At 38.5% G+C, this 21,111-nt stretch carries 19 protein-coding genes; 14 read left to right on the forward strand and 5 right to left on the reverse strand.

All coding sequences use genetic code 11. The annotated features are described in order from the left end of the window. Window positions 1–6 precede the first annotated feature (6 nt). The gene (locus U8D43_RS16165; protein ID WP_335872222.1) at window positions 7–1,332 is read right to left on the reverse strand and encodes a purine-cytosine permease family protein; all 1,326 of its coding nucleotides are present in this window, start codon (window positions 1,330–1,332) and stop codon (window positions 7–9) included. A 222-nt stretch (window positions 1,333–1,554) separates the two neighbouring features. On the opposite strand from U8D43_RS16165, the gene ald reads away from it, so the two are divergent. From ald to U8D43_RS16190, 5 genes are all read left to right on the forward strand, one after another. Next, entirely contained in the window at window positions 1,555–2,676 is a 1,122-nt protein-coding gene (gene ald, locus U8D43_RS16170; RefSeq protein WP_335872223.1) for an alanine dehydrogenase, read from the forward strand. A 1,011-nt stretch (window positions 2,677–3,687) separates the two neighbouring features. Then, the gene (locus U8D43_RS16175; protein ID WP_335872225.1) at window positions 3,688–4,371 is read left to right on the forward strand and encodes a metal-dependent hydrolase; all 684 of its coding nucleotides are present in this window, start codon (window positions 3,688–3,690) and stop codon (window positions 4,369–4,371) included. 109 nt (window positions 4,372–4,480) lie between these two features. After that, complete coding sequence (locus U8D43_RS16180) at window positions 4,481–4,720, forward strand: hypothetical protein (protein ID WP_335872253.1); 240 nt, start codon at window positions 4,481–4,483, stop codon at window positions 4,718–4,720. Window positions 4,721–4,797: 77 nt separating this feature from the next. Further along, window positions 4,798–6,105: a DRTGG domain-containing protein gene (locus U8D43_RS16185; protein ID WP_335872226.1), complete on the forward strand. Its 1,308-nt coding sequence runs from the start codon at window positions 4,798–4,800 to the stop codon at window positions 6,103–6,105. Between the two features lie 82 nt (window positions 6,106–6,187). Then, window positions 6,188–6,322 carry a hypothetical protein gene (locus U8D43_RS16190; RefSeq protein ID WP_335872227.1) on the forward strand — a complete coding sequence of 45 codons (135 nt, stop codon included), beginning with the start codon at window positions 6,188–6,190 and terminating at the stop codon, window positions 6,320–6,322. A gap of 376 nt (window positions 6,323–6,698) precedes the next feature. On the opposite strand, the gene U8D43_RS16195 is transcribed toward U8D43_RS16190, so the two are convergent. Further along, entirely contained in the window at window positions 6,699–7,004 is a 306-nt protein-coding gene (locus U8D43_RS16195; RefSeq protein ID WP_335872228.1) for a YtpI family protein, read from the reverse strand. 97 nt (window positions 7,005–7,101) lie between these two features. Between U8D43_RS16195 and U8D43_RS16200 the strand changes: the two genes are divergently transcribed. Beyond that, window positions 7,102–8,049 carry a DHH family phosphoesterase gene (locus U8D43_RS16200; RefSeq protein WP_335872229.1) on the forward strand — a complete coding sequence of 316 codons (948 nt, stop codon included), beginning with the start codon at window positions 7,102–7,104 and terminating at the stop codon, window positions 8,047–8,049. A 184-nt stretch (window positions 8,050–8,233) separates the two neighbouring features. Here U8D43_RS16200 and ytrI read toward each other — a convergent pair whose 3' ends face one another. The 3 genes from ytrI to U8D43_RS16215 are packed head-to-tail and all read right to left on the reverse strand — an operon-like array spanning window position 8,234 to window position 9,328. Beyond that, complete coding sequence (gene ytrI / locus U8D43_RS16205) at window positions 8,234–8,740, reverse strand: sporulation membrane protein YtrI (protein WP_335872230.1); 507 nt, start codon at window positions 8,738–8,740, stop codon at window positions 8,234–8,236. Then, a complete protein-coding gene (gene ytrH, locus U8D43_RS16210) occupies window positions 8,740–9,072 on the reverse strand; it encodes a sporulation membrane protein YtrH (RefSeq protein WP_335872231.1) in 333 nt (110 codons plus the stop codon). The genes ytrI and ytrH overlap by 1 nt, the downstream gene beginning before the upstream one ends. 52 nt (window positions 9,073–9,124) lie before the next feature. Beyond that, on the reverse strand, window positions 9,125–9,328 hold the full coding sequence (locus U8D43_RS16215; protein ID WP_335872232.1) for a hypothetical protein: 204 nt from the start codon (window positions 9,326–9,328) through the stop codon (window positions 9,125–9,127). A 403-nt stretch (window positions 9,329–9,731) separates the two neighbouring features. Between U8D43_RS16215 and dnaE the strand changes: the two genes are divergently transcribed. The 8 genes from dnaE (at window position 9,732) to U8D43_RS16255 (ending at window position 21,062) form a co-directional block, all read left to right on the forward strand. Further along, on the forward strand, window positions 9,732–13,088 hold the full coding sequence (gene dnaE, locus U8D43_RS16220; protein ID WP_335872233.1) for a DNA polymerase III subunit alpha: 3,357 nt from the start codon (window positions 9,732–9,734) through the stop codon (window positions 13,086–13,088). A gap of 350 nt (window positions 13,089–13,438) precedes the next feature. Then, window positions 13,439–14,680, forward strand: a complete 1,242-nt coding sequence (gene ystJ / locus U8D43_RS16225) for an NADP-dependent malic enzyme (protein WP_335872234.1) — start codon at window positions 13,439–13,441, stop codon at window positions 14,678–14,680. A gap of 1 nt (window position 14,681) precedes the next feature. Further along, window positions 14,682–15,296: a FadR/GntR family transcriptional regulator gene (locus tag U8D43_RS16230; protein WP_335872235.1), complete on the forward strand. Its 615-nt coding sequence runs from the start codon at window positions 14,682–14,684 to the stop codon at window positions 15,294–15,296. A 155-nt stretch (window positions 15,297–15,451) separates the two neighbouring features. Continuing rightward, window positions 15,452–16,300, forward strand: a complete 849-nt coding sequence (accD, locus tag U8D43_RS16235) for an acetyl-CoA carboxylase, carboxyltransferase subunit beta (protein ID WP_335872236.1) — start codon at window positions 15,452–15,454, stop codon at window positions 16,298–16,300. Window positions 16,301–16,314: 14 nt separating this feature from the next. Beyond that, complete coding sequence (gene accA / locus U8D43_RS16240; protein WP_335872237.1) at window positions 16,315–17,292, forward strand: acetyl-CoA carboxylase carboxyl transferase subunit alpha; 978 nt, start codon at window positions 16,315–16,317, stop codon at window positions 17,290–17,292. 294 nt (window positions 17,293–17,586) lie between these two features. Further along, the gene (gene pfkA, locus U8D43_RS16245; RefSeq protein ID WP_335872238.1) at window positions 17,587–18,546 is read left to right on the forward strand and encodes a 6-phosphofructokinase; all 960 of its coding nucleotides are present in this window, start codon (window positions 17,587–17,589) and stop codon (window positions 18,544–18,546) included. Between the two features lie 32 nt (window positions 18,547–18,578). Continuing rightward, a complete protein-coding gene (pyk, locus tag U8D43_RS16250; protein ID WP_335872239.1) occupies window positions 18,579–20,339 on the forward strand; it encodes a pyruvate kinase in 1,761 nt (586 codons plus the stop codon). Window positions 20,340–20,675: 336 nt separating this feature from the next. Beyond that, complete coding sequence (locus U8D43_RS16255) at window positions 20,676–21,062, forward strand: FxsA family protein (RefSeq protein ID WP_335872255.1); 387 nt, start codon at window positions 20,676–20,678, stop codon at window positions 21,060–21,062. Window positions 21,063–21,111: the final 49 nt, after the last annotated feature.

The raw sequence follows: 21,111 nt of genomic DNA on the forward strand, positions 1-21,111 counted from the left end.
CATGTCTTAGAGAGATGATGTTTTTTGTTTACTTGAAGCAAGAATGAAGTAGAGTCCACATGCGACAAAAAACGCAAAGAATCCAGGTGACCAGCCTTCTGGTAATACTAAATAAAGAAGAAAGGCAAAAATAACGGTTACAAGTGCAGATATATTCCAATGATAGGACCCATTTTGTAACACGTTCAAATCAGTTGCAGAAATTTGTTGCTTTTTAACAAATAGATAATTAATAATGATAACGGCTGAAATCGGAATAACAAGCGCTCCTAATAGTGAGATAAAGATTTTTGCCTCATCAACTAAAACAGGAAAACAGCTGATTGTAATGCCGGTTACCCCAAACAGAAGGGATGCTTTTACTCTTCCAAGGGAAGGAATTGCGTTTAATAAGCTAAACCCACCCGTATATGCATTACTAAGATTAATTGAAATCATGGAAACGACACTACATAAAGAAATAAGTAAAAGGAAAAATGAAGAGCTTGTAATTTCACTACTGGCAATGAAGGGGTTGCTACTTTCAAACAGAGTAGCAGAAAAAGAAGCTAAAACTGCAGTCATCGTGAAACCAATCATATTACCTGAAAACAGTCCCCAAAATGCATGTTGTTCTGATTTAGCATAACGAGCAACATCAGCAGAAGCACTAACGCCTGACACATATTGAACGAAAGCTAAGCTAGCAAAAAAGAAAAAAGCTGGGATTGATAAAGCTTGTTCCTTTGGGAAGATAGATAAAGGTTGTTGAATTCCTTTTTGAATAAAAAGAAAGAGCATCAAGAATTGACCAATAATTAAGATCGGCATAAACCATTTTGTAGCTTTTTTGACTGCATCAAATCCAACTAAAGCTAGGACGGTCATAATAAAGGCTAATAAAAGTGCTAGTGGAACAAAAGGAAGAGTATTCCCTGTCATTAAGTGATAAAGAGATTGAAGAACGAACGTGCCCCCAATTGTTTGGACACTAAACCAATAGAGAGAAGTAACGGCTCGAACGGGTGAAGCGATGAATCGAGTGAATCTTGTACCAAGCATTGTACGAATCACATACTGTGCTGGTAAGCCATATTTCACTCCTGGTAGAGATAAAAGTGAAACGAAAAAGAAGGCTGAACCTGCCCCGAGAATAGTGGCGGAAACTGCCCCAAAAAAGGAGAGTCCACCTTCTAGCACAGCGAGTGCAGGAACGAGAAAATTTCCAGAGTTCACTGAAAACGCAAGTTGAATGATGAAATACTCAAGCCATGTCGTTTGTTTCATATGCTGGGGAACGGATTCTAAACCAAATCGTTCAAACATTTGTTTTTCTACTTGTGAAGTCGGCATGATATTCTGTCCTTTCCGAACGGATCCTCTTTATTTTACCTATGATTAGAAAGAAACTAAACTATTTTCATATTTTAGAGGATATTTGTGAATGAATCTGATAGAATGTAAGTGCTTACAATAAAGGATTAATAATTATTCCTTAACTCGAACAAGAGTGGTATAGCATGGTTGACATTTTATTTTTTTTATTAAATGGTAGATTTATAGGAGGTTTCAATTATGCGAATTGGTGTACCGAAAGAGGTAAAAAATAACGAAAATCGAGTGGCTATGACACCATCAGGTGTGATGAACTTATTGCAATATGGTCACGAAGTATATATAGAGACAGGTGCAGGGGAAGGCTCTGGATTTACCGATGAGGACTATTTGCTAGCAGGGGGAAGTATTGTAGATTCCCCAACAGAAGCATGGGCTATGGAGATGGTAATGAAAGTGAAAGAACCACTTCCAAGTGAGTATGGATATTTCAGAGAAGGACTAATTTTATTTACGTACCTCCACCTTGCGCCAGAACCTGAATTAACAAAAGCCTTAATTGATAATAAAGTAGTGGGAATTGCATATGAAACCGTTCAACTTCCAAACCAATCTCTTCCATTATTAACTCCGATGAGTGAAGTTGCCGGTAGAATGGCCTCGCAAATTGGAGCACAATTTTTAGAGAAACCCCATGGTGGAAAAGGAATTCTTTTATCAGGTGTACCTGGTGTTCAACGTGGGAAAGTTACCATCATTGGAGGCGGAGTCGCAGGAACAAATGCAGCTAAAATGGCTATAGGATTAGGGGCTCAAGTAAGTATTATTGATTTAAATCCTGAACGCTTACGTCAGCTAGATGATATATTTGGTACTGATGTAACGACATTAATGTCCAATCCGTTTAACATCGAACGAGCAGTAGCAGAATCTGATCTTGTCATTGGAGCAGTTTTGATTCCAGGTGCAAAAGCACCGAAGCTCGTATCAGGTGACATGATTAAACAAATGAATCCTGGATCAGTTGTGGTTGACATCGCCATCGATCAAGGGGGGATTTTCGAAACGACTGATCGAATAACAACACATGATGATCCTACCTATGTTAAAGATGAAGTAGTCCACTATGCCGTGGCTAATATGCCTGGAGCTGTCCCAAGAACATCTACAATTGCTCTAACAAATGTAACAGTACCTTATGCTGTACAAATTGCAAATAAAGGATACAAGCAAGCGTGCTTAGATAATGTAGCACTTTTAAAAGGTATCAATACACTTAGTGGGTACGTTACGTATCAAGCTGTTGCAGAATCACATGATCTAGTGTATTCAGATGCGAAGACATTATTAAATCAACAATAGTAAAAAAGCCACTTCAAAATTGAAGTGGCTTTTTGTGCTTTAAAGGTGGAGAGAGGATCTGATTTGAGTCACCATCGCTAAGAAAATACTAGAATTTCTCTCTTTCAATAAGGCTCTTTTCGTATACAATGTTGCTCTTGACACTAAGAAAAAACAGGCAGTAGGGTTTTTTTGATTGATTTCTTCTTTTTTATCTAGAAATGAAGAATTTTTTTATTAGGAAAAGAGCACGATATCATACTAGTCAAGGGATTCCTTTTTATTCGAAAAGCCAAAATCTTTGCGGAAACAGCCTTCAATAAGGCTCTTTTCGTATACAATGTTGCTCTTGACACTAAGAAAAAACAGGCAGTAGGGTTTTTTTGATTGAATTCTTCTTTTTTATCTAAAAATGAAGAATTTTTTTATTAGGAAAAGAGCACGATATCATACTAGTCAAGGGATTCCTTTTTATTCGAAAAGCCAAAATATTTGCGAAAAAAGCCTTCAATAATGGTCTCTCCTTCACGAGCACAGATAGTATCCAAGAGCAAACGTGGAAACTAATTTTCGAGAATCCCCTTCATCACCTCTTCTGTTGTTAGTGGAATACGGTGTAGTGATTATCTTTTTAATTAAATTCCTGCTAAAATTAAGGATTCCATAAACGGTAAAAGCCAATAGCAATGATGGATACCAAACATTCATAATTTAGCGCTCCTCACCAATGCATTAATATATCATTTTTACAGAAGGCTGTTTTCGCAAAGATTGTGGCTTTTCGCACCGAACTATAAACGTTTATATAGCTTTGTTTCGGGCATCAGTTCGTCTATTTTTAATGGAAATCAACAGTGAAATGGGTGATTTAATCAAAAATTAGATGAAATAGCCACAATGTATACGAAAAGAGCCTTACAGAAAGAGAGCATTTTTTTGATGACACTGAGGAAAATAACGCTAATGAAAGGCAGGAATATTAAGAAAAAAAATGAAATACTCTTTGTAGGGAAAAATAGGAGGTTGAATGTATTGAAAATTTCGTACCATGGTCATGCGGTTGTGAAAATTGAAACAGCTGGAATGAGCATCATAATCGATCCGTTTATTCGAGGAAATGATTTAACAGACTTAAAGGCAGAAAGGGAAGCTCCCAATTTCATATTGTTAACCCATGGTCATAATGATCACATTGGCGACACCGTGGAATTAGCTGAAAGAGCCTATGCGCTTGTGATTGCTAATCATGAAATTGCGACTTATTTAGGCACTCAAGGAGTGAAAAATACCCACGGAATGCATATAGGTGGGGCGTATAATTTTGAATTTGGAAAAATAAAATTAACCCAAGCATTTCATGGTTCCACTTATATAACGGAAAAACAAGAAATGATTCCACTCGGAATGCCAGCTGGGATTTTATTTATGGCTGAAGGAAAAACCATTTACCATGCTGGAGACACAGGGTTATTTTCTGATATGAAATTAATTGGAGAACAGCATAAAATTGATCTAGCATTTTTACCAATCGGAGATAATTATACGATGGGTCCAGAAGATGCAGCCTTAGCAGCTGAGTTTCTTCAAGCTAAAAAAGTCGTCCCAATTCACTACAACACTTTTCCTCCCATTAAACAAGATCCACATGCCTTCCTTGAATTATTAAAGGAGAAGAATGGTCGAGTAATGAATCCGGGAGATGTCCATTACCTCTAATCAATCTGAGAGATTCCTACTTGGGGATTTCTCTTTTTTTATTTCATATGAAAAAAAACAAAAGACGAGCATACATATAATAACAGAAGGAAAGGAGTAGATTTATTTGATGCAGCGCTATTTATTATGTTTGTTGCTAGCGGGGGTCATGATGTATTATGCGGCCCCAAGGTTAACGTTAAGCACAACGAATACTGAAGGGATATTTTCCATCACCTGGATCGCGTTTGCCTTGCTCGTCATTGCTGGCAATTTATCTGCCTTGCTCTTTAGCAGCACCAATAGCGAACATGTTAAAAAAACGACTCGTCGGAACAGACGCGAACAAAAAATGAAATCACTAGGATGATAACGAGAAATTGAATCCTCAGGCTTTTCACTTTATAATAGGAGTAATTCATAAGCTCGGTTTGGAAGGTGAGAAGTTTGGCAACAAAACACGAACAGATTTTACAATATATTGATTCACTTCCGGTAGGAGAAAAGATCTCTGTAAGGCAGATCGCCAAAAATTTAACGGTTAGTGAAGGAACAGCGTACCGAGCCATAAAAGATGCTGAAACGAAAGGTTACGTGAGTACGATTGAACGGGTAGGAACTATTCGGATTGAACGCAAGAAAAAAGAAAACATAGAAAAGCTTACGTATGCTGAGGTCATTAAAATTGTTGAAGGACAAGTACTAGGTGGCAGAGCGGGTTTGCACAAAACCTTAAATAAATTTGTCATTGGAGCGATGAAGCTAGATGCGATGATGAGGTACACTGGGACTGATAATCTATTGATCATCGGAAATCGAACGAAAGCACATGAACAAGCGTTACTTGCCGGTGCAGCGGTCTTAATCACAGGTGGTTTTGATACAGAAGATAATGTAAAGCGTTTAGCGGATGAATTAGAGCTTCCGGTTATTTCGACAAGTTATGATACTTTTACTGTCGCAACCATGATTAACCGTGCCATTTATGACCAGTTGATAAAAAAAGAAATTGTCTTAGTTGAAGATATATTAACACCGATAGAGGAAACGGCATTTTTAGCTTTAGAAGACGATGTGGCCAAATGGCATCAGCTCAAATTGACCACTTCACATAGCCGTTATCCAGTAGTCGATAGAAATAAGAAAATCCTCGGAATGGTTACTTCCAAAGATATATTAGGGAAAGCCCATGAACTCAAGATTGAAAAAGTAATGACAAAGCCTCCTATTACAATCAATATGAAGACAAGCGTAGCTTCAACTGCTCATATGATGATATGGGAAGGAATTGAAGTTCTTCCCGTTGTCAATGATCAACATAGACTGCAAGGGATTATTAGTCGACAAGACGTATTAAAAGCATTACAAATGATTCAGCGTCAACCACAAGTAGGTGAGACAATCGATGATACGATTACAAACTCTTTACGAGTGAAGGATGATAATAATTCAGAAGAGTGTTATACGTTTCAAGTGTCCCCGCAAATGACAAATGGACTTGGAACAGTATCGTATGGAGTGCTAACAACCCTCTTAACAGAAGCGGCGAATCGTGTATTGAAGTCATTAAAAAAAGGAGATTTAGTCGTTGAAAATATCACGATTTATTTTATTAAACCAGTACAAATGGAAAGCAGCATTGAGATTCATCCAAAAGTCTTAGAAGCCGGAAGAAAATTTGGAAAAGTAGACGTAGAAGTATTCAACGAAGGAACCATAGTAGGAAAAGCCCTAATGACCTGCCAATTTATATAAGAAAAGCGAAAGTGGCTGCCCAGGGACGGCAGGCATCTGGCAGAACACGCAGTGAAGCCAGCTTCACGTAGTGGGCTGACAAATGCCCGAGTCCCTAGCCACAGTAGCTGGATCAAGAAAAGCGAAAGTGGCTCGCCCAGCAGCGGCGGGCAAATGTTATCCAACGGAGAAGGTCCTGACCTTTGGAGTTGGATGTTATTTGTCCCATAGCTGCTAGCCACAGTAGCTGGATCAAGAAAAGCGAAAGTGGCTGCCCAGGGACGGCAGGCATCTGGCAGAACACGCAGTGAAGCCAGCTTCACGTAGTGGGCTGACAAATGCCCGAGTCCCTAGCCACAGTAGCTGGATCAAGAAAAGCGAAAGTGGCTGCCCAGCAGTGGCGGGCAAATGTTATCCAACGGAGAAGGTCCTGACCTTTGGAGTTGGATGTTATTTGTCCCATAGCTGCTAGCCACAGCAGCTGGATCAAGAAAAGCGAAAGTGGCTCGCCCTGAGGAGGATAAAACCACCATATCTGCTATCTACACCATTCAATTCAAAAATAAAGCAGAAATGCTCTCAAAAAAAGAGCAATCATTGATTGCCCTTGGTGGTTAGGAAAGTCTGTTTTTCTCATACTCTTGAATATAAAGGGGTAAGTAATGTTGATACAATTTCCAGCCACCCCAAATGCTAATCGCACCTGTGATAAAAAATAAAGCCGCAATGAAATAGGTAACTGTTGTTTGGTAAAGGTAAATTTGGTTCAAGCCGAATAGCGCAACAAATACCCCTAAAGCCATACTCGATTTACCTGAAATAAATTTCTTCTCCATTGGTAAATTTGATCGGATACTTTTTATTTTATAATATACATAAAAAGATAAAGAGAAAATAATAAAAATAACAAGCACTTGCATATCTGAATCCTCCATTTTCGCACTAATATTCGTCCTTATTGTAAACCTTTAGGACCAGAATGCCAAACAGAAACTAAAAAGATTAAAGGAGAATACAATGAAATCTCAAATCTTAGATACTATTAAACAGTACGATACGATCATTGTTCATCGTCATGTTCGACCAGATCCTGATGCTTACGGGTCACAAGGAGGGTTGGTAGAAATATTAACTTCGTCATTTCCAGATAAAACCATTTACGCCGTAGGAAGAGAAGAGGAATCTCTTCAATATTTAAGAAGGCTGGATAATATATCTGATGAAGTGTTTTCTGGGGCTTTAGTTATTGTTTGTGACACCGCCAATGCAGAACGAATTTGTGATGAACGATATACGATGGCCGACAAAGTAATTAAGATTGATCATCATCCAAATGAAGATCCTTATGGAGATGTTTTATGGGTTGACACATCGGCAAGCTCATGCAGCGAAATGATTTATGAGTTTTATTTGTTTGGTCAAGAACAAGGCTTGGTGCTGACAGATGAAGGTGCAAGATTGCTTTTTGCTGGAATCGTTGGTGATACAGGACGCTTCTTATATCCAAGTACAACTCAAAAAACCTTTGATGTCGCCGGTGAGCTTATCCGTTATAATTTTAATCGAAATGAACTATTTGATGAGATGTATGAAATGGATGCGAAGGTGTTAAAGCTTCAAGGTTATATTCTCCAGAACTTCAAGATGAAAGAAAGTGGAGCAGCTTCTGTCACGTTAACAAAAGAGCTTCTAAATGAATTTGATGTAGTTCCGGCTCAAGCGTCGTTGCTAGTGAGTACGCTTGGGAGTGTAAAAGGGGTTCGTGCCTGGATTTGCTTTATTGAAGAAGAGGATCAAATACGAGTTCGACTTCGTTCAAAAGGTCCTGTTATTAACTCAATCGCAAAAAAATACAACGGGGGTGGCCATCCATTGGCAGCTGGAGCCTCCATTTATTCTTGGAATGAAGCGCAAGATGTTATGAATGATTTAGAGGTTGCCTTAAAGGAATATCGACCTTCTTGATTAGTTAACGCATTAAAATGACCAAACTGTCGACAGTTTGGTCATTTTATCTTTTTATTTGGCCATTTTCTCATACTTTGTTGCTCTAGAATATAAAAATGGATGGAAACTCTCTATTCTTTCCGCATATCGAGATAAAAATAATGCGAAAAGATGCACGTAGTCAATCTTCAGGCAGCTAAACTTAGTCAAGCTTTAGTTCAATTACAATTTCAACAGTAGTAAAAAAATAAATTTCTTTTATCATCAATCGATAGCGTTTGTCGTTTATTCTTAAGGTTTTATTTTCAATCATGGTCCTGACTAGTTGTTTATTAGAAAAAACGGTTTCGAGGTTTTTAGCGACAAGAGAATGTAAATCTTTTTTTATGGCTTCCTCAGCTTGATTAATCGTTAAGGATTCATTCTCAAATCCATATTTGGAACCATTTGAAATTGTAACGAGTACATCTTGAACCATTAAGGCGTTTTGATTCTGTTCATTTAATTTATTTACATCCTCCTGCCAAATCAAGATATGAGTATTTAATTCTTTGATTTCCCCCTTCTGATCGATAATAAGTTTGGATTGTTTTTCTTGTAGCGTTCCAAACATATATAAAAATATGACCCAGCTTAAGATACCCCCAATGATGACACCAGAGAAGAATTTCTGCCAAAGAGGAGAGTGATATAAAGGTGGGATACGCATTAAGAAATATGCTCCTGAGTAAACCATTCAATGATTTTTATACCAGCTTGGGCACCACCTAGTGCAGATAAAATGAAAAAAAATTGTTTTAGTAAATCTTTTGTTTCTCCATCCATAAATCCCCGTTCAAAACTGTAAACAGTATCAAACGTTCCTCCAATGGCTGCAATGATGGCCCAAATCCTCAAAATTTTTGACAATCTTTCCATTTCTGTTAAGGGAGGCTGTCCCATAAGAAAGTAACTAAATGCCCCTAAAAAAGACCCTCCTAAAATTACACCAAAGGCAATGAAAAAACTTTTGAAAAATTCTGGGAAAAAAGCTTCAGACATTCCTATCACCCTTTTTTTCGTGATACTACACTATATGGGACTAGACAAACATTTATGATGTATCAAAAAGGAGAACATATTTTCTTTTTTCTCTCCTACACTCTATAATTAAACTATGCTCTTTTCGTAAGGCTCTTTTCGTATCCATTGTGGCTAATTCATTTGATGTTTGATTAAATTGCCCATTTCCCTGTCGCCTCAGGGCAGCCACTTCCGCATTTCGTGGTCTAGCTGCATTGGCTAGGGACTCGGGCATTTGTCAGCCCACTACGTGAAGCAGACTTCACTGCGTGTACTGCCAGATGCCTGCCGTCCCTGGGCAGCCACTTCCGCATTTCGTGGTCTAGCTGCATTGGCTTGAGGCTCGGGTCAAATGAATAACTCTTCAGTGATGCGGGCATCACCTACGAGCTCTTCATTTGCCTGTCGCCTCAGGGCAGCCACTTCCGCATTTCGTAAACTATGTTTCTCCTGTCACAATGAAAAAACAGGCAGTAAGGTTTTTTCGTGTGAATTCCTGCTATTTGTCTAGCAAAAAAAAATTCTCGTTAGAAAAAGAGCACGAAGTCAAACCAATAAAAGATTCCACTCCTATTCGAAAAGCCACAATCTAAACGAAAACAGCCTTAAACTAAAATAGGAAAAGGATGTGAGTGATCATGTCGTTTGTTCACTTACAAGTGTCAAGCGCTTATAGTTTATTGACCAGTACAATTGACATACATACATTAGTATCGAAGACAAAAGAAAAAAAATTTACTGCCGTAGCGTTAACGGATCGTAATGTGATGTACGGGGCCGTGACGTTTTATCAGGAATGTATCAAACAAGGAATTAAGCCTATTATTGGAATGACTGCCGATGTGAAATTAACAGAAGAGGAACCTGCATTTCCTTTAGTTCTTTTGGCAAAGTCAATGGAAGGCTATCAAAATTTATTGAAAATATCCTCAGTAATTGGTACGAAGTCGAAGGAAGGTATTTCTGCGCGTTGGCTTAAGGCATACGGCCGAGGGTTATTTGCTCTTTCTCCTGGTTTAGAGGGGAAAATAGAATCACTTTTGCTTTCAGAGAAGAAAAAGGAAGCGGAAGAGACAGTTGTGAGATATAAACAATTATTTGATCAGAATTCGTTCTTTCTCACCTTACAGCGACATTCGCTTTCTGAGGAGGACACCGTCACTCCATGGATCAAGCAGCTTGCCGAAGAGACCGACACCCCCCTTGCGATAACGAATAATGTATTTTATCTTGAACAAAGTGACTCCTTCGCTCAAGAGTGCTTATTAGCTATTCGAGATGGAGTGAAGCTTTCAGAAGAGAATAGAACGACTTTATTATCCGAAGAATACTATTTGAAAACAAAGGAACAAATGATTGAGCTATTCTCTGAAGAAGTAGATGCTCTTGAAAATACCATATCCATAGCTAGAGCCTGTCATGTAACGATGGAATTTCAACAAACTCTCTTGCCCAAATACCCGTTGCCGGGGGATGTGAATCGAGCAGAAGAATTACAAAGACTTTGCAGGGAAGGTCTGCACCAACGAATAAAAGATGTAACCACTAACTATATAGAGCGGCTTAATTATGAATTGAACATCATTGAGAAAATGGGTTTTTTAGATTATTTTTTGATTGTATGGGACTTTATGAAATATGCAAGAGATCAAAATATTTTAACTGGTCCTGGTCGTGGATCGGCAGCAGGCTCCCTAGTAGCCTATTCTTTGTTTATAACTGATGTGGATCCGATCGAACATGACTTGTTGTTCGAGCGGTTTTTAAACCCTGATCGAGTCACGATGCCGGATATTGATATCGATTTTCCTGACCATAGACGAGATGAAGTGATAGCCTATGTTGTGCATAAATACGGAGAGCGACATGTCGCACAAATCATCACATTCGGCACGTTTGGTGCAAAAGCAGCTCTACGCGATACTGCTAGAGTTTTTGGGTTAAATTCAAAGGAATTAGATGGCTTGTCTCGATTAGTGCCCACTAAAATAGGGATTTCCTTGAAGGAATCCATTCAAGAATCAAGTGGTTTGAAACAGTTTGGAAGAGAATCACCTCATCATCGTCGCCTTTTGGAAACTGCTTTACATATAGAAGGACTACCAAGACATACTTCCACTCATGCAGCAGGGGTCATTATTAGTGATCAATCGCTCGTAAATTGGGTCCCTCTTCAACAAGGTTCACAAGAAGCTTATTTAACCCAATACCCAATGGATATACTAGAAAATATCGGCTTATTGAAGATGGATTTTTTAGGGTTGAGAAACTTGTCTCTGCTTGAGCGTATTTTGGAAACAGTGAATCGATTGAGTCAAAAAAAAATAAGTTTACAAGATATCCCTCTAGGAGATCCTAAAACATTTTCTTTACTAAGTAGAGGAGAAACAACGGGGATTTTTCAACTTGAATCAGAGGGTATGAGGAAAGTACTAAAAGAATTAAAACCAAATTCATTTGAAGATATTGTGGCAGTAAATGCCCTCTTTAGACCGGGTCCTATGGAAAATATCCCTACATATGTCGGACGTAAACATGGAAAAGAACCGGTTCACTATCCTCATCAAGACCTTGAGCCTATTCTGGAGCGAACATATGGGGTTATCGTGTATCAGGAGCAAATTATGCAAATTGCCTCAAAATTGGCCGGATTCTCATTAGGAGAAGCCGATTTACTTCGAAGAGCTGTAAGCAAGAAAAAGAAAGACGTGCTAGCTCAAGAGCGGCAACACTTTGTTGCAGGCTCCTTAAATAAGGGATATGACAAAAAGGTAGCAGAGTCAGTATATGACTTAATTGTCAAGTTTGCCAATTATGGATTTAACCGAAGTCATGCAGTTGCGTACAGTATGATTTCATATCAACTCGCCTATTTAAAAGCCAATTACTCTACCTTCTTTATGTCTTCTTTACTAACGTCCGCTATTGGAAATGAAGAAAAAATCTCTAGCTATGCACAGGAAGTGAGGCAAATGGGAATTGAAATTTTGCCTCCCTCCATCAATAATAGTCACTTTTTTTTCAAAGTAGAAAAAAACAAGATACGTTTCAGTTTAGGTGCTATCAAAGGGATTGGGAAAACGGCACTTCAACAAATTCTCCAAGCTAGAAAGGAAAAGCCTTTTCAAGATCTATTTGATTTTTGCTTAAGAACTTCTGGAAAAGCTGTGAATCGAAAAATATTAGAAGCCCTCGTTTTTTCAGGTGCCCTTGATGAATTCGGCGAAGATCGTGCAACCCTACTAGCAACTTTGGATGTAGCATTAGATCATGTTGAACTTGTGAGTCCAAAAGAGAGTGAGTTTGCATTATATGATGAAGAGGAAGCATTAATGCTAAAACCCAAATACGTTGAAGTTGATGCTATGACGATTGAAGATAAATTGACTTTTGAGAATCAAGCGACCGGTTTGTTTTTATCAGCTCATCCTGTTTCAATTTACGATCAACTGGCCTTATCACTTCAGACAGAATCTCTATTTCATGCACCAATTAGCAAGAAGCAAATAGGTGTTATTGTATACCTAGCAGAAGCGAAAACGATTCGCACAAAAAAAGGTGATGTTATGGCGTTTATTGGGATAAGTGATAAAACAGCGATTATGGAAGGCGTGGTTTTTCCAGATGCTTACCGAACATATGGTCATTTATTGAAGGAAGGAATCTCCTTATTTTTAAAGGGACATGTGGATCAGCGTCATGACAAAAAACAATTTATCGTTCAAACTGTCACGAATATGGAAGAGGCAACAGCTCTTGTTCAGCACCAGCAGAAACTTTTTATTAGAATTCCTTCAACTTTGGATGAAAAGTCGGTAGCAGAAGAACTTCAATCCGTTTTATTGAAGTTCAAAGGAAATACACCTGTAGTGATTTATTATGAAAAAGAAGAACGGACAGTTCAGTTGTCCAAGCAGAACTTTGTCAAATTACTACCGAGTTTATCAGATGAACTAATTGGCATGATTGGCAAAGATAATATAGTAATTAAGTAGGACTTTTTTCGAATTAATCTTTAATCCATTAAAAATAGAAGTCCAGGAATTCCATTGACTAGTAATTTCATTAACAACTATGTAAACCAAAAGACCATCAAGTAAATCCTTCAAAGTGTAAGAGAAAATTTGGGATAATTTCAATATTGACGCAGCGGTGAGCCCTCTAAAATACGACAATGTAAACGTGTCACTTTACGGAGGGAAAGCGGTGCATGCTTGATGGTAGAAATTTATTTTTTTCTTTACTTGTGAATAAGTTTTGTTATACTTTGGTAGAGAACTGCGTGGTCAGACCACTATGTAAAAGAAGAATGAGCAACTAGGGAATGGACAAAGGAGTGAATGTATTGTCACTAAGAGAAGAAGCGCTGCATATGCATCGAGTGAATCGCGGCAAGCTAGAATCCAAATCAAAAGTCGAAGTGAAAAATGCAAAGGATTTGAGCTTAGCTTATTCACCAGGTGTTGCAGAGCCTTGTAAAGCAATCTATGATAAGCCGGAAACGGTTTATGAATATACAATGAAAGGCAATATGGTGGCTGTTGTTTCAGACGGAACTGCTGTACTTGGTCTTGGAAATATTGGTCCCGAAGCTGCACTTCCTGTGATGGAAGGAAAAGCTGTTTTATTCAAAAGTTTTGCCGGGGTAGATGCATTTCCTATATGTTTGAATACGACGAATGTCGAGAAAATTATTGAAACAGTCAAATTATTGGAACCTAATTTCGGAGGAATAAACCTAGAAGATATCGCTGCTCCCAGTTGTTTTGAAATTGAAGAGCGCTTAAAAAAAGAAACAAATATTCCTGTTTTTCATGATGACCAGCACGGTACGGCCATTGTGACAGTTGCAGGTCTACTTAATGCCTTAAAACTTGTGAACAAAAAAATGTCAGAAATCAAAGTAGTAGCTAACGGTGCTGGTGCGGCTGGAATTGCTATTATTAAACTTTTATATAGCTATGGTGTGCGAGATATTATTATGTGTGATTCAAATGGCGCAATTTTTGAAGGACGCTCAATTGGCATGAACAAGATTAAAGAAGAAGTTGCTAAGTTTACAAACCTAGGAAAACAAGAGGGATCGTTAACGGATGTTATCAAACAAGCCGATGTTTTTATTGGTGTCTCTGTCGCAGGTGCATTAACTAAAGAGATGGTGACCACTATGAATTCCGATTCCATTATTTTTGCTATGGCAAATCCCGTTCCTGAGATCATGCCGCATGAAGCAAAGGAAGCGGGCGCAATGGTTGTAGGGACAGGACGTTCTGACTTTGCAAACCAAGTGAATAATGTACTAGCTTTTCCTGGAATTTTCAGAGGTGCATTAGACGTACGTGCCACTCATATTAATGAAAAAATGAAACAAGCTGCTGTTGGAGCAATCGCTGGATTAATCACAGAAGAAGAGCTTGATAGTGATTTTGTTATTCCTGCCCCGTTTGATGCAAGAGTTGCACCAGCAGTCGCTGCAGCTGTTGCTAAAGTTGCAATGGAAACAGGGGTTGCACGAATCAAAGCAGATCCAGAGGATGTGTATAATCGAACAATGGACCTAGCCGTTATTGGTAAGGATGATCAGTAACTTGACTAATAAAATCTATTTAGATATTGTCCAAAAGATTAAAGAAATTATTTCGGACGAACATCTGCAACCAGGAGATAAGTTACCATCAGAACGAGTGTTAACGGAGCGCCTACAAGTTGGGCGTTCCTCTGTTAGAGAAGCACTTCGAGCATTAGAACTTTTAGGGCTGATAGAAACTCGTAGAGGTGAAGGCACGTTTTTAAGAGATTTCCGAGATCATCACTTAGTTGAATTGTTGGGGATGTTTATTCTACAAGACGAGCAAGCTCAAAAGGATGTTCAACAAACCAAGTTTTTTTTAGAATTTGAATGTATACATTCCTTACAAAAACGTGCTGTGAATGAACCCCTATCAGATGAATTTAACGAATTGATTGATAAGGTCGAAAAAAATCAAATGAGTGGAAATGAAGTCATGCAATGCCTTTTCTCTTTTCATCATAACCGCCTATTATTTAAAATTTGGTTGGTCTTGCAGGATTATGCAAACAAAGAAGATGAATCGATGAATGAGAAAGAAAAAACACATTGGATTATCTTATTACAGGAACTCCTGAATCAAAACTCAGAAAAAATATTAACTGAATTTTCAGCGATAAAAAATTTGTCGTAAGAGTACTGACAGTTTGCAACATTATTTTATGTACCTTTCCGTTACATTGTAAAGGCAGGCCTATTCGGAAAAGCCAGTTGATAGTTGACAGGCTATCAGGAGGTTAACTGTTTTTAACCTATTTGTTGAATATTACTGGACAAGGGGGATTCACATTGCTCAAGGAATTATTTTCGAAAAGTAAGAAGAAAAAGTATGCCACAATACCATCAGAATCGGCAAAGCAAGATGTGCCAGAAGGTATTATGACTAAATGTCCAAGTTGTCGCAAAATTATGTATAGGAAAGAATTACAAAAAAATTGTAAGGTTTGCTTGCATTGTCATTATCATCATCCGATGAGTAGTGATGAAAGGATTAAAAGTTTTATTGATGTCGGGTCCTTTAGCCAATTAGATAAAGAGCTAATTTCAGAAAATCCCTTACAATTCCCAGGGTATATTGAAAAAATTGAAAAAGACCGTGAAAAAACAAATTTAAATGAAGCTGTTGTAACGGGGGTTGGCAAAGTGAGTGACCATGAAGTTGTGGTTGCAATCATGGATTCTCGCTTTCGCATGGGAAGTATGGGATCCGTAGTAGGTGAGAAAATCACTAGAGCTATTGAAGAAGCAAGTCATCGTGGGTGTCCTTTTATTATATTTACAGCAAGCGGTGGTGCCCGTATGCAAGAAGGAGTACTTTCACTGATGCAAATGGCTAAAACAAGTGCAGCATTGAAGCATTTTAGCGAAAAAGGCGGCTTGTTCATTTCCATCATGACCCACCCGACGACAGGAGGAGTTTCAGCCAGTTTTGCCTCTCTCGGAGACTATAATTTTGCTGAGCCAGGGGCTCTTATTGGATTTGCCGGACGGAGAATCATTGAACAAACGATTCGAGAAGATTTGCCTGAAGATTTTCAAACAGCGGAGTTTTTATTGAAGCATGGTCAACTTGATGGAGTAATCTCTAGACAAGAGCTTAAGGAAAAAATGACCATCATACTAGACATTCATTCTTAAGGGAGGGTTCAAAGTTGGCTAATGAATTAGAATTTGAGAAACCGGTTTTAGAATTGAAAAAGAAAATCAAAGAATTAAAAGAGTTTACCAACCAATCAGATGTTGACTTTACCTTAGAGATTGAGAAATTAGAGGAAAGGCTTCAAAAGCTTGAAAGTGAAGTCTATTCGAATATGAAACCATGGGAACGGGTTCAAGTGGCTCGCCATCCGAACAGACCCACAACGCTAGACTATATTAAGTTTCTGTTTTCTGATTTTTTTGAGGTTCATGGAGATCGACTTTTTGGTGATGATGCCGCTATTGTAGGTGGAATTGCCAAATTCGAAGAACAGCCTGTCACGGTAATCGGTCATCAACGCGGCAAAGACACGAAGGAAAATATTCGCCGGAATTTTGGAATGCCACATCCTGAAGGATACAGAAAGGCATTGCGGTTAATGAAACAAGCAGAAAAATTTAATCGACCAATCGTTTGTTTTATTGATACGAAAGGAGCCTACCCAGGGAAAGCTGCAGAAGAGAGAGGTCAAAGCGAAGCAATCGCCAGAAACCTATTTGAGATGGCAGGTTTAACCGTTCCCATCATTTGCATCGTCATTGGTGAAGGTGGTAGTGGTGGGGCTCTAGGGCTAGGGGTTGGAGATCGAATTCATATGCTCGAGAATTCAACCTACTCCGTTATTTCTCCAGAAGGAGCTGCGGCGATTCTGTGGAAAGATGCATCTAAAGCCAAGCATGCGGCAGAGACGATGAAAATAACAGCTCCAGATTTAAAGGAACTTGGTGTGATTGATGAAATCATTACTGAAGTTCAAGGGGGAGCACATAAAGATGTGAAAGAGCAAGCAGATAATATCCGGAAGGTTTTACATTATTCCTTGAAGGAATTATCTGAACTTGACTCAGCCCAAATCATTCAAAAAAGATACGAAAAATATAAAGCTATTGGTAAGTATACCGTTTTAAATGACTTAACAGGGGTAAACTGAAAACGTGCACCAGTGCACGTTTTTTACTATTGCAATAGGTGAAAATAATACATATTAAGGCATACTACCTTAATATGGGTATATAAAACGCTTCCATTTAACGGACTATTTCGTCTTTTTGTTTTCGTCACATCCTTGTATTGAGAAGGTTGATTCTTCGTGTTATTTTAGATTTAATAAATATTTTTATGACCATAATAATATTGTCATCTAACTAATATTCCTTGCATTATGTGAAGTCAGTAACATGGTCATGTATAGATACATACTAACGAATTGGTAGAGGTGATTTCCTTGAAGAAAATCGGTGTATTAACAAGTGGAGGGGACGCTCCAGGAATGAATGCGGCCGTACGTGCCGTCGTTCGAAAAGCAATTTATCACGGAATGGAAGTATACGGAATTTATCAAGGTTATAACGGCTTAATTAGTGGAAATATTAAGAAGTTGGAACTTGGTTCTGTTGGAGATATCATTCATCGTGGGGGGACAACCCTTTACACGGCTCGCTGTGAAGAGTTTAAAACACGTGAAGGACAACAAAAGGGCATTGAGCAATTAAAAGCACTAGGGATCGAAGGTATAGTGGTAATTGGTGGAGATGGATCTTACCGAGGTGCAAGAGCACTAACAGAACAAGGTTTTCCTTGTATTGGAGTACCTGGCACAATTGACAATGACATTCCCGGAACTGAGTTGACAATCGGATTTGATACGGCCTTGAATACGGTTATTGATGCGGTTGATAAAATTCGGGATACAGCAACTTCTCATGAGCGAACATTTATCATTGAAGTAATGGGTCGTAACGCAGGGGATATTGCATTATGGTCGGGGTTAGCCGGTGGTGCAGAAACCATTTTAATTCCTGAAGACCCTTTTGATATGGAGGATATTGCGGAACGTTTAAAAAAAGGTCAACTCCGTGGGAAAAAACACAGTATTATTATTGTTGCAGAAGGTGTAATGTCAGGCAATGAATTTGCACAACAGTTAAAAGATAAGACGAATTTAGAAACGCGCGTATCCGTCTTGGGTCATATACAGCGTGGTGGCACACCAACCGCTGCAGACCGAGTACTTGCAAGTCGTTTAGGCGCAAAAGCAGTTGAGCTTTTAAAGGAAAATAAAGGCGGTAGAGCTGTAGGAATTGAAAAAAATATGCTAGTTGATTACGACATTATTGAAGCTCTTGCTAAACCACATGTTGTGGATATGGAGATGTTTCAACTATCTAAAGAGCTCTCAATTTAATATAATTATTCAACTACCTGGAGGTAAAAATGATGAGAAAAACGAAAATTGTTTGTACAATTGGTCCTGCAAGTGAAAGTGTAGAAATGTTAACCAAGTTAGTAGATGCCGGTTTAAACGTAACACGTTTAAATTTTTCACATGGTAACTTTGAAGAACATGGTGAGCGAATCAAAAATATTCGTGAAGTATCCGAAACTACTGGGAAAACTATTGGGATCCTTCTTGATACCAAAGGTCCTGAAATTCGCACACATACAATGCAAGATGGTGCAATTGAGCTTGAAACAGGCGATGAAATTATACTCTCCATGACAGAAGTTGTTGGGACAAATGAAAAATTCTCTATAACTTATGAAGGATTAATGGATGATGTACATGTTGGTTCTCGTATCCTTCTTGATGATGGATTGATTGGATTAGAAGTGCTTGAAATTGACCAGACGGCTAAAGAAATCCGCACTAAAATTTTAAATGGCGGAACACTTAAAAATAAAAAAGGTGTCAATGTGCCAGGTGTGTCGGTGAAACTTCCGGGAATCACAGACAAGGATGCAAGCGATATTCGTTTCGGAATCGAGCAAGGTGTCGATTACATTGCAGCTTCGTTTGTGCGACGTGCCTCAGATGTATTAGAGATTCGCCAATTATTAGAAGAAAATAATGCACCACATATTCAAATCATTCCAAAAATCGAAAATCAAGAAGGTGTTGACAACATCGATGAAATTTTGGAAGTGTCTGATGGATTGATGGTCGCTCGTGGAGACTTAGGTGTTGAAATTCCAGCAGAAGAAGTACCACTAGTTCAAAAAGAGCTTATTCGCAAGTGTAATGCACTTGGAAAGCCAGTTATTACAGCAACCCAAATGTTAGATTCCATGCAAAGAAATCCACGCCCAACAAGAGCAGAAGCAAGTGACGTTGCAAATGCAATTTTTGACGGAACAGATGCGATTATGCTTTCAGGAGAAACAGCTGCTGGATCTTACCCAGTTGAAGCTGTTCAAACCATGCATAATATAGCTTCACGTGCCGAAGATGCTCTAGATTATAATGAAATTCTTTCAAACTGTAGCAAGAATTCTGAGCGCAATATGACGGATGCAATTGGACAATCAGTTGCTCACACAGCAATTAACTTAGAAGTGAATGCTATTGTTGCTCCAACAGAAAGTGGTCATACGGCTAAAATGATCTCTAAATACCGTCCAAAAGCTCCAATCATTGCGGTTACAGGAAATGCTTCTGTATCACGTGGATTAGCACTTGTATGGGGAGTTCACCCACTTGTTGGCTCTACGGTTACTACTACTGATGAAATGCTAGATATGGCTGTAGAAACTAGTTTAAACCATAATAAAATTAAACACGGTGATTTAGTCGTGATCACAGCCGGAGTACCAATTGGTGAATCTGGTACAACCAACTTAATGAAGATTCATATCGTTGGGGATGTGTTAGTGAAAGGTCAAGGAATTGGACGTAAATCAGCATACGGGAAAGCAATTATTGCTAAAAATGCAAGTGAAGCTATTGAAAAGGTTCAACCTGGCTCCGTCCTTGTGACCTTAGGTTCCGATAAAGAGATGGTTCCAGCGATTGAAAAATGTTCTGCTCTTATTACTGAAGAGGGTGGTTTAACAAGCCATGCAGCCGTTGTGGGCATTTCTCTGGGGATTCCAGTTATAGTCGGCGTTGAAAATGCTACGACGCTAATTGAAGATAATCAAGAAATCACTGTAGATGCTACTCGTGGTGTCATCTACAACGGACATGCATCCGTCCTATAATTTAGTAACACTGCTTGTCGGTGAGGATTATGTAACTTATCTTTAATAAAGGGAATCCTTTTCCTGGTATATAAAAAAACCAACTCCCTACATTTCATAGGGAGTTGGTTTTTTGCTCTTTACGCCAGCATAAATCATTCATATCTTGCAATTCATTTAGGTTTTTTATTCAAAAAACCTAAATGAATCCTAGAAACCTACCAACATAAAGAAGTATTGTCTAGTACAATAACAACCTTCATTTTAGGGCGAATTGTAGGTGGCCCACATTTTTGTTGTAGAAATGGAGGGTATGGTATACTAATGTAACGATAACAAAGGAGGAGCTTGGCCATGATGAGGTATTTATTATTTTTTCTAATTATCGTTCCTGCATTAGAAATTGGTTTGCTTATCTATTCTGGACAAACCTTAGGTGCTCCGGCAACGATTTTACTAATCATATTGACTGGAATATTTGGCGCATATCTTGCTAAAAAACAGGGCTTAGAAACGTTGAAATCCGCACAATCACAGCTTCAATTTGGTCAACTTCCAGGTATGGCTATAGTGGACGGATTGTGTATTTTAGTCGGTGGGGTGGTGCTATTGACTCCAGGGTTTATCACGGATGCAATTGGCTTCTTTCTACTCATTCCAACAACAAGGAAATTTGTCAAGCCCCTTATTTTTAAGATTTTTAAACGTTGGATCAATAATAAATCAATTATAATACACAGATAAAAACGAAAGGCATCCGCCTTTCGTTTTTTTATGGCTCTTTTCGTATCCA

The organism is Bacillus sp. 2205SS5-2 (assembly GCF_037024155.1).
Lineage (GTDB): Bacteria > Bacillota > Bacilli > Bacillales > Bacillaceae_K > Bacillus_CI.

Coding starts and splice junctions, on each gene's coding strand:
- U8D43_RS16165 (WP_335872222.1), bottom strand. CDS start 1,332: ATGCCGACTTCACAAGTAGAAAAACAAATGTTTGAACGATTTGGTTTA.
- ald (WP_335872223.1), top strand. CDS start 1,555: ATGCGAATTGGTGTACCGAAAGAGGTAAAAAATAACGAAAATCGAGTG.
- U8D43_RS16180 (WP_335872253.1), top strand. CDS start 4,481: ATGCAGCGCTATTTATTATGTTTGTTGCTAGCGGGGGTCATGATGTAT.
- U8D43_RS16190 (WP_335872227.1), top strand. CDS start 6,188: ATGCCCGAGTCCCTAGCCACAGTAGCTGGATCAAGAAAAGCGAAAGTG.
- U8D43_RS16195 (WP_335872228.1), bottom strand. CDS start 7,004: ATGCAAGTGCTTGTTATTTTTATTATTTTCTCTTTATCTTTTTATGTA.
- U8D43_RS16200 (WP_335872229.1), top strand. CDS start 7,102: ATGAAATCTCAAATCTTAGATACTATTAAACAGTACGATACGATCATT.
- ytrI (WP_335872230.1), bottom strand. CDS start 8,740: ATGCGTATCCCACCTTTATATCACTCTCCTCTTTGGCAGAAATTCTTC.
- ytrH (WP_335872231.1), bottom strand. CDS start 9,072: ATGTCTGAAGCTTTTTTCCCAGAATTTTTCAAAAGTTTTTTCATTGCC.
- U8D43_RS16215 (WP_335872232.1), bottom strand. CDS start 9,328: ATGCCCGAGTCCCTAGCCAATGCAGCTAGACCACGAAATGCGGAAGTG.
- dnaE (WP_335872233.1), top strand. CDS start 9,732: ATGTCGTTTGTTCACTTACAAGTGTCAAGCGCTTATAGTTTATTGACC.
- pyk (WP_335872239.1), top strand. CDS start 18,579: ATGAGAAAAACGAAAATTGTTTGTACAATTGGTCCTGCAAGTGAAAGT.
- U8D43_RS16255 (WP_335872255.1), top strand. CDS start 20,676: ATGAGGTATTTATTATTTTTTCTAATTATCGTTCCTGCATTAGAAATT.